Genomic DNA, 7,652 nt, shown 5'->3' with positions numbered 1-7,652 from the left:
CGGCGCCGTTTCCGCATTGATGCCGCCGTCGACCTCAATATCGACCTCTTTGTTTTGTTCGCTGGCCATCCGGGCGACCTCACGGATTTTTGGCACGACCGCCGGAATGAACGCCTGTCCGCCAAACCCTGGATTGACCGTCATCAACAAGACGAGATCGACATCAGCGATCACATGGCGGATCATCTCGACCGGTGTATGCGGATTGAGCACCACCCCGGCTTTGACGCCTTGTTCTTTGATAAAATGAATCGTCCGATGCAAATGCATGCACGCCTCAACATGGACGGAAATCACATCCGCGCCCGCTTTCGCAAACGCCGGAATGTATCGGTCCGGGTCGGCGATCATCAAATGGACGTCAAGCGGCAGCTTCGTCACCGGTCGAATGGCGGCCACGACCGGCGGACCGAACGTCAAATTCGGCACGAAATGCCCGTCCATGATATCGACATGAATCCAATCCGCCCCGCCTTCCTCGACCGAACGAATTTCCTCAGCCAGGCGGGCGAAATCGGCTGATAAAATCGATGGCGCAATTCGAATCATGTTCAATACCTCGGCTTTCGTTCTTTCATTTCGGCAACAAAACTAACGTAGTGGTCATAGCGGTACGATGGAATCTCCCCAGCCTCGACCGCCTCACGCACAGCGCATTTCGGCTCGGCGATATGAAGGCAGCCGCGGAACTTGCACCCTTCCCCGTATGTTCGGAATTCAGGAAAATAATGCGGCAATTCGTCAAGCTCGATCTGGTCGAACTCAAGTGCACTAAACCCTGGGGTGTCGGCGACAAGCCCACCGGCGACCTCAAGCAGTTCGACATGGCGGGTCGTATGCTTGCCGCGCCCTAAATGGGTGGAAATGTCGCCCGTTTTCAACCGCAAATCCGGACGGAGCGCGTTTAATAGGGACGATTTGCCGACGCCGGACTGCCCGGCGACGACGGAGACGCGGCCGCGAAGGCGCAACGCCAGTTCATCGAGGCCGCCCTTGGTCACTGCTGACGTTTCAATCACGTCGTAGCCGATGCGCCGGTAATCATGCACGTAGCGGGCGATCTCTTCTTTCGATTCGCCATCCAACAAATCGATTTTGCTGATGACAATAATCGGCGTGATGCGTTTCGATTCAACCAAGACAAGAAAGCGGTCGAGCAGCTTGGCGCTGAAGTCCGGGCTTACAGCCGAAAAGACTAAAATCGCCTGCTCGACGTTGGCAATCGGCGGCCGCACAAGCTCATTTTGCCGCTCGCCAATCTCCAAAATATAGCCTTCCGTTTCGCTCGTCGCCTGAAAAACGACGCGGTCGCCGACGAGCGGCGTCACTTTTTTCTTGCGGAACACACCGCGCCCGCGGCATTGGAACACGCGGCCTTCGGACAAGACGTAATAAAATCCGCTTAACGCTTTAATGATTTGTCCTTCCGCCATAGCCTCACCCCTTTTTCCCGTCATTTTCTTGGGTATGGGATCGACCCTTCCTCTTTGACGACATTGTTGACAATGACGCGGTAATAAGCGGTCTCCCCATATGGAATTTCAAACTCGACCATCTCGGTCGCTGGCGCCGTCAGCCGGTATGTTTTGTATGGCGTTGACATATTGTGGGTGGCATCTTGGATGTAAAGCTGGGCTTCAACAATTTGCCCGGGCATCGCCGGTTCATACGGGATCATAATCTCTTTCACCACCGTTTTGGACGGCTTCGGCTCCGGCCCGCGGGAAATGACGACAGTGATGGTTTCCCCTTTTTTTACCTGCTCGTTCGCCGCTGGAGTTTGCGAAATGACAAGCCCTTCCGGCACCTCGTCTGAATACTCGTACTTCACGTCAATGCGCAGCCCTTGATCCGCGCCGTAGTCGCGCACGCTTTTTTCCGTATAGCCGGTCAAATCTTTAACGGTGACCTTCTCCGGCCCGAGGCTGACGGTGAACATCACTTCCGTTTCATCAGGCACGACTTCATCACCGGCGTACGGGTATTGATCCAAAATCGTCCCTTCCGGCTTGTCGCTGTAGCGGCCGCTGCGTGTGATGCGGGCAAACCCTTCGGCGCGCAGCTCCTCCTCCGCCGCAGCAATATCATCGCCAATGAAGCTTGGAAATTCGATTTTCTTTTTTCCAATGCTTTTATAAATAATGACGCCGGCCCCTTTCTTCACCGTCATGCCGGCTTCCGGATCGGTGCGCACGACTTTTCCTTCTTCGATTTGATCATCTTCCACATCGATCGTATCTTTGATTTCCAAACCGAGAGACGACAGCTGTTCAACAGCGTCATCATAGTTTTTGTTGACCACGTTCGGCATCGTCACTTCTTTTGGAAAAATGAGGTCCGGAATCCATGTGACCGCGCTGACGCCGACAGCTCCCATGAACAGCAAGGCAGCCACAAGCCATGCAATCCATACCCGCTTCCGCTTCGGTTTCGGTTCGTCGATCGTATGAACCGGTTCGCTCGTTTTTTCTTCGTACACAAGCGTCTCTTGCTCCAACGCCGCGCTTTCCACATGTTTGATCATCGGAACGGCTTTCGTCGCTTCCTCATCGTCATCGGGTATGGTAAATTTCGGCTCGTTGCGCCGCCTTGGATCCAGCGCTGTCCGAATGTCCTCGTTCATTTCGCGCGCGGATGCATAGCGGTAAAACGGGTCTTTCGCCGTCGCTTTTAAAATAATGTTTTCCACACTTTGCGGGATGTCCGGATTCCACGCCTTCGGCGACGGCGTTTCCGCCTGCAAGTGCTTCAACACGATCGAAACGGCTGATTCGCCGGAAAACGGCAGCCGACCGGTGACGAGTTCAAACATGACAATGCCGAGTGAATAAATATCCGATTTTTCAGTAGCGATGCCACCGCGCGCCTGCTCCGGCGACAAATAATGAACCGAACCGAGCACCGAGTTGGTCTGCGTGATCGTCGTGCCGCTCATCGCCACAGCGATGCCGAAGTCGGTCACTTTCACATTGCCGTGCTCATCAAGCAAAATGTTTTGCGGTTTAATGTCGCGATGGATGATGCCGTTCTCATGGGCATGGGCGATCGCTGATGTCAGCTGGTCCATGATGCCAAGCGCCCGTTCGACCGGAAGCGGAGCGTGCTGCTGGATGTATTGCTTCAGTGTCGCGCCGCGCACATATTCCATGACGATGTAATAGACGCCTTCCTCTTCGCCGACGTCATAAATGGAGACGATATGTTCATGGTTTAAGCTCGTCGCCGCTTGCGCCTCGCGGCGGAACCGTTTGATGAACTGATCATCATTGGCAAAATCAAGGCGGAGCACTTTGACAGCAACATCGCGCTCCAAAATCATATCGCGGGCCAAATACACGTTGGCCATACCGCCGCCGCCGATGAGGCTGATGATTTTATAGCGGTCATTCAATCGCTTTCCAATGAGCACGCCGATCACCCACCTTCACGTTCCGCTGAAACATCGATGACCGCCAGCGAAATGTTGTCTTCTCCGCCCCGCCCGTTGGCGAGCTGGATAAGCGCCTCCGCCTTCTCTTCCAGCGTGCCGGCACCCGTCAAAATATGTATCATGTCCGCTTCCGGCACTTTATTGGACAACCCGTCCGAACATAACAGCAACATGTCGTCCTCGTCGAGCGCCACTGTTTTAACGTCGATTTTCACCGCCGGTTCCGTGCCGAGCGCCCGCAACAGCACGTTTTTGCGCGGATGATGCTCAGCCGCTTCTTTGGAAAGTTGCCCGCTTTTGACGAGCTCATTGACCAACGAATGGTCGTCGGTCAGCTGCTGAATTCCGCTTTTGTTGAGCACGTAGCAGCGGCTGTCGCCGATATGGGCAACCGTCGCAAACGAATTAGCGCAAACGGCGGCGACGACCGTCGTCCCCATTCCTTGACATTCCGGGTGGGAACGGGCATGGTGAAACAATTGTTCGTTCGCCGCCGCAATCTGCGTCTTGAGCCATTGCTCCGCCTCAGCCGGCGAAGCAAGGCCACTCTCTTTCTCCCATCGCTCCTGCAAATACGCCACCGCCATGGAACTGGCCACATCACCGGCGCGATGGCCGCCCATCCCGTCAGCGACGACCGCTAAATATTGGCCGCTTTGATTGACAAATACGCCGCCGCTGTCTTCGTTATGTTCGCGAATTTGGCCGATGTCAGTTCGGAAAACGGCTCGCATCCGATTCACCTCGTCTCCTCTTTTCGCTCCTTCGCGCGAAGCTGTCCGCAGGCGGCATCGATGTCGTGTCCATGTTCGCGGCGAATGGTGACATTGATTCCATGTTTTTTCAACGCCCGTTCAAAGGCGAAAATTTGGCTGCGCGGCGTGCGCACATAGTTGCGCTCCGGCACGTAGTTAACCGGAATCAAATTCACATGGCATTTCAGCCCTTTAATCAGCTCGGCCAACTGCTCGGCGTGCTCAAGCTGGTCGTTCACCCCGCCGAACAATCCGTATTCAAACGTCACGCGCCGGCCGGTTTTTTCAATGTAATACCGAACCGCCTCCATCAACTTGGGCAGCGGGTACGCTTTATTGATCGGCATGAGTTTCGTCCGCAGCTCATTCGTCGGTGCATGCAACGAAATGGCGAAGTTGATTTGCATTCCTTCATCGGCAAATTGGTAAATTTTTGGGATGATGCCGCTGGTGGAAACGGTGATATGGCGGGCGCCAATGTTCAACCCTTTTGGGTGATTGACGATGCGCAAAAACTTGATGAGCGCATCGTAGTTGTCAAACGGCTCGCCGATGCCCATGACGACGATGCTGCTGACGCGTTCATTCGTTTCATCGAGCGCCTTTTGCACTTGCACGACTTGGGCGACGATCTCGCCCGCCTCTAAATGACGCTTCAGTCCGCCGAGCGTCGAAGCGCAAAACGTGCAGCCGATGCGGCAGCCGACTTGCGTCGTGACACACACCGAATTGCCGTAGTGATGACGCATGAGCACCGTCTCGATCGAATAGCCGTCATGGAGCTCAAACAAAAATTTGATCGTTCCGTCTTTAGACGTTTGTTTGACCACGGTTTTCAACGTCGTGATCGAAAATGATGACGCTAGCTGTTCGCGCAGCCGCTTTGGCAAATTCGTCATGTCGGCAAAATCGGTGACGCGGTTTTGATACAGCCACTCGTAAATTTGCGTGGCCCGAAACGGCTTTTCGCCTTGAGCGACCAGCCATTCCTTCAATTCGTCTAGCGTGAGCGAATAAATCGATGGCAACGGAGGCTGCGTTTCGCCGACAGAGCGGCGGGCAGCCGGACGAGCCATTTCCATGCTTTTACACCTTCTTTCGCAGTCGGGCGATAAAAAACCCGTCAGAGTCAAAATGATGCGGCAGCAGCTGAAGCATGCCGCCTTTCACATGCGGCCGCACCGGTTCCGGCATCCGCTCGGGAAGGCTGGCGTCGAGGAAGAAGTCCGGATGATCCGCTAAAAAGCGGGCGATGGCTTCTTCATTTTCCTCGCGCTCCACCGTGCATGTGCTGTAGACAAGCGTACCGCCTTTTTTCAAAAGCGGGGCGGCCGCCCGCAAAATGGCTTGCTGAATCTCGACAAGCGCGGCGACATCGTCTCTCCCTTTCGTATATTTGATCTCCGGTTTGCGGCGAATGACGCCGAATCCAGTGCACGGCGCATCGACCAAAACGCGGTCAAACGATTCCGGGGCAAACCGCTCGCCGAGCCGGCGGCTGTCAAGGGCGAGCGTCGCAACGTTGTCAAGACCGAGCCGCTTGGCCTGCTGTTCGATCAGCTTTACCTTATGTTCGTGGATATCAACAGCAACGACCTCGCCGCGCCCGTCCATCCGCTCGGCGATATGGGTCGTTTTCCCGCCCGGCGCCGCGCAGCAGTCAAGCACCCGCTCGCCGGGGGCTGGGTCGAGCGCTCGAGCGACAAGCATTGAGCTTTCATCTTGAATCGTCAGCCAACCGGCGCGAAACGTCTCCGTATGAGCCAAATTCCCTTTTTCCGCCCGGATGGCCTCCGGAGCGACATGGCCAGGGATTGCCTGCATCCCTTCAGCGCGCAGCCGCTCGAGTGCTTCTTCGACAGTCGCACGCAGCCGGTTGACGCGGGCCGTTGATTGCGGCGGGCGCAAATTCGTCTCGCACATGCGCGCCGCTTCTTCATAACCATATTGCTGGATCCAGCGCCGGACGAGCCACTCGGGATGGCTGGTGGCAAGGGCGAGCCGCTTGCCCGCGTCATCAACCGCCTCGATCGACGGCAGCCCCTCGCGGCCGATGGCCCGCAATACGCCGTTGACAAGTGAAGCGATGCCGCGATGGCCGCGCCGTTTGGCGATTTCAACCGCTTCAAAGACGGCGGCGCGGTCGGGAACACGGTCCAAATACACCATTTGATACAGCGTCAACCGAAGAAGCACGCGCACCCACGGCTCAAGCCGGCGCGCCTTGCGCAAAAACGGCGCCAAATAATAATCGAGCGTATCGCGCCGTTGCACCGTGCCGTAGACAATCTCGGTCAACAGCGCCGCATCGCGCCCGTCAAGGCGTCCTTTTTGAATGGCTTCGTTTAATTGCAAATGACTGTACGCTCCTTTTTGTTCAATGGCTAACAGCGTATCTAAAGCAAGTTCACGTACGTTCATGATCCTCTCCTAGCTTCATGCCGACCGCCAGCCGGCTGCCGGCGCCGCGCAAAAATTCGCCCGCCGCCATCCGTTTTTTTCCGGCCGGCTGCAATTCGGTGATGCGAATGGCTGTCTCATTGCCGGTGGCCACGACAATGCCGTTTTCCTCGAGCGCCAAAATCGTGCCCGGCGGCGCCAAACGGGGCGCCGGCACTTTTTCACCCCACCAAACCTTCCAAATGTGCCCATCCTGCGTTGTATACGTGACCGGCCACGGATGGAAGGCGCGAATATGGTTGTAAATGGCTTCGCCGGGCTGCGTCCAATCGATCCGCTCCTGCTCGCGGCGAATGTTCGGCGCATACGTCGCTTTCTCCTCATCTTGCGGAACGGGCGTAATTTTTCCTTCCAATAAAAGTGGAAGCGTTTCTGATAGTAGTTTAGCCCCGGCGGCGCTCAATTTATCATGGAGCGTGCCGACCGTATCCGTTTCGGCAATCGGCACTTCGACTTGCGCTAACATGTCGCCGGCGTCCAACCGCTCCACCATATACATGATCGTGACGCCCGTTTTCGTTTTCCCTTGCCAAATGGCGTAATGGATCGGCGCCCCGCCGCGCAGCTCGGGCAGAAGCGAGGCATGGACGTTGATGCAGCCGTATTTTGGTGCATCAAGCAGCGCTTTCGGCAAAATTTGCCCGAACGCCGCCGTTACAATCAAATCGGGCGCAAACGCCAGCACTTGTTCGTATTGCTCCGGCTCGCGAATTTTCGTCGGCTGCAGCACCGGGATGCCGTGATGCTCCGCTTCCACTTTCACCGGGGGCGGAATGAGCTCGCGCTTCCGCCCTTTTGGCTTATCCGGCTGGGTGACGACCGCTGCAACGCGGTAGCCGTCATGAAGAAGCTGGCGCAAAATCGGCACGGCAAAGTCAGGTGTTCCCATAAACACAATGTTCGTCATTGGCATCTATCCTTCCAATTCTTCAAGATCGCAATACCGAATCACTTTCGACTTGACACTCCACACGCCTAAAGGACGTGGGATTCTTGGGTCGCTCACG

At 56.0% G+C, this 7,652-nt stretch carries 7 protein-coding genes; all 7 read right to left on the bottom strand.

Features of this window, described 5'->3' with window-relative positions; translation table 11 throughout:
* Nucleotides 1-549: ribulose-phosphate 3-epimerase (gene rpe, locus BRO54_RS18185; RefSeq protein WP_074044798.1), on the bottom strand; the 549-nt coding region annotated here is incomplete at its 3' end.
* Nucleotides 550-551: 2 nt separating this feature from the next.
* The gene (gene rsgA / locus BRO54_RS18180; protein ID WP_014195416.1) at nucleotides 552-1,433 is read right to left on the bottom strand and encodes a ribosome small subunit-dependent GTPase A; all 882 of its coding nucleotides are present in this window, start codon (nucleotides 1,431-1,433) and stop codon (nucleotides 552-554) included.
* A gap of 20 nt (nucleotides 1,434-1,453) precedes the next feature.
* Nucleotides 1,454-3,409: a Stk1 family PASTA domain-containing Ser/Thr kinase gene (gene pknB / locus BRO54_RS18175; protein WP_042381447.1), complete on the bottom strand. Its 1,956-nt coding sequence runs from the start codon at nucleotides 3,407-3,409 to the stop codon at nucleotides 1,454-1,456.
* Between the two features lie 5 nt (nucleotides 3,410-3,414).
* Nucleotides 3,415-4,164, bottom strand: coding sequence for a Stp1/IreP family PP2C-type Ser/Thr phosphatase (locus tag BRO54_RS18170; RefSeq protein WP_042381401.1), 750 nt, complete (start codon nucleotides 4,162-4,164; stop codon nucleotides 3,415-3,417).
* Nucleotides 4,165-4,169: 5 nt separating this feature from the next.
* The gene (gene rlmN, locus BRO54_RS18165) at nucleotides 4,170-5,267 is read right to left on the bottom strand and encodes a dual-specificity RNA methyltransferase RlmN (RefSeq protein WP_042381404.1); all 1,098 of its coding nucleotides are present in this window, start codon (nucleotides 5,265-5,267) and stop codon (nucleotides 4,170-4,172) included.
* A 4-nt stretch (nucleotides 5,268-5,271) separates the two neighbouring features.
* Nucleotides 5,272-6,606, bottom strand: a complete 1,335-nt coding sequence (rsmB, locus tag BRO54_RS18160) for a 16S rRNA (cytosine(967)-C(5))-methyltransferase RsmB (RefSeq protein WP_042381406.1) — start codon at nucleotides 6,604-6,606, stop codon at nucleotides 5,272-5,274.
* The gene (gene fmt / locus BRO54_RS18155) at nucleotides 6,593-7,552 is read right to left on the bottom strand and encodes a methionyl-tRNA formyltransferase (RefSeq protein ID WP_042381408.1); all 960 of its coding nucleotides are present in this window, start codon (nucleotides 7,550-7,552) and stop codon (nucleotides 6,593-6,595) included. The genes rsmB and fmt overlap by 14 nt, the downstream gene beginning before the upstream one ends.
* Nucleotides 7,553-7,652 lie beyond the last annotated feature (100 nt).

The organism is Geobacillus proteiniphilus (assembly GCF_001908025.1).
Classification (GTDB): domain Bacteria; phylum Bacillota; class Bacilli; order Bacillales; family Anoxybacillaceae; genus Geobacillus; species Geobacillus proteiniphilus.
This window is presented reverse-complemented; position numbering and strand designations above follow the sequence as displayed.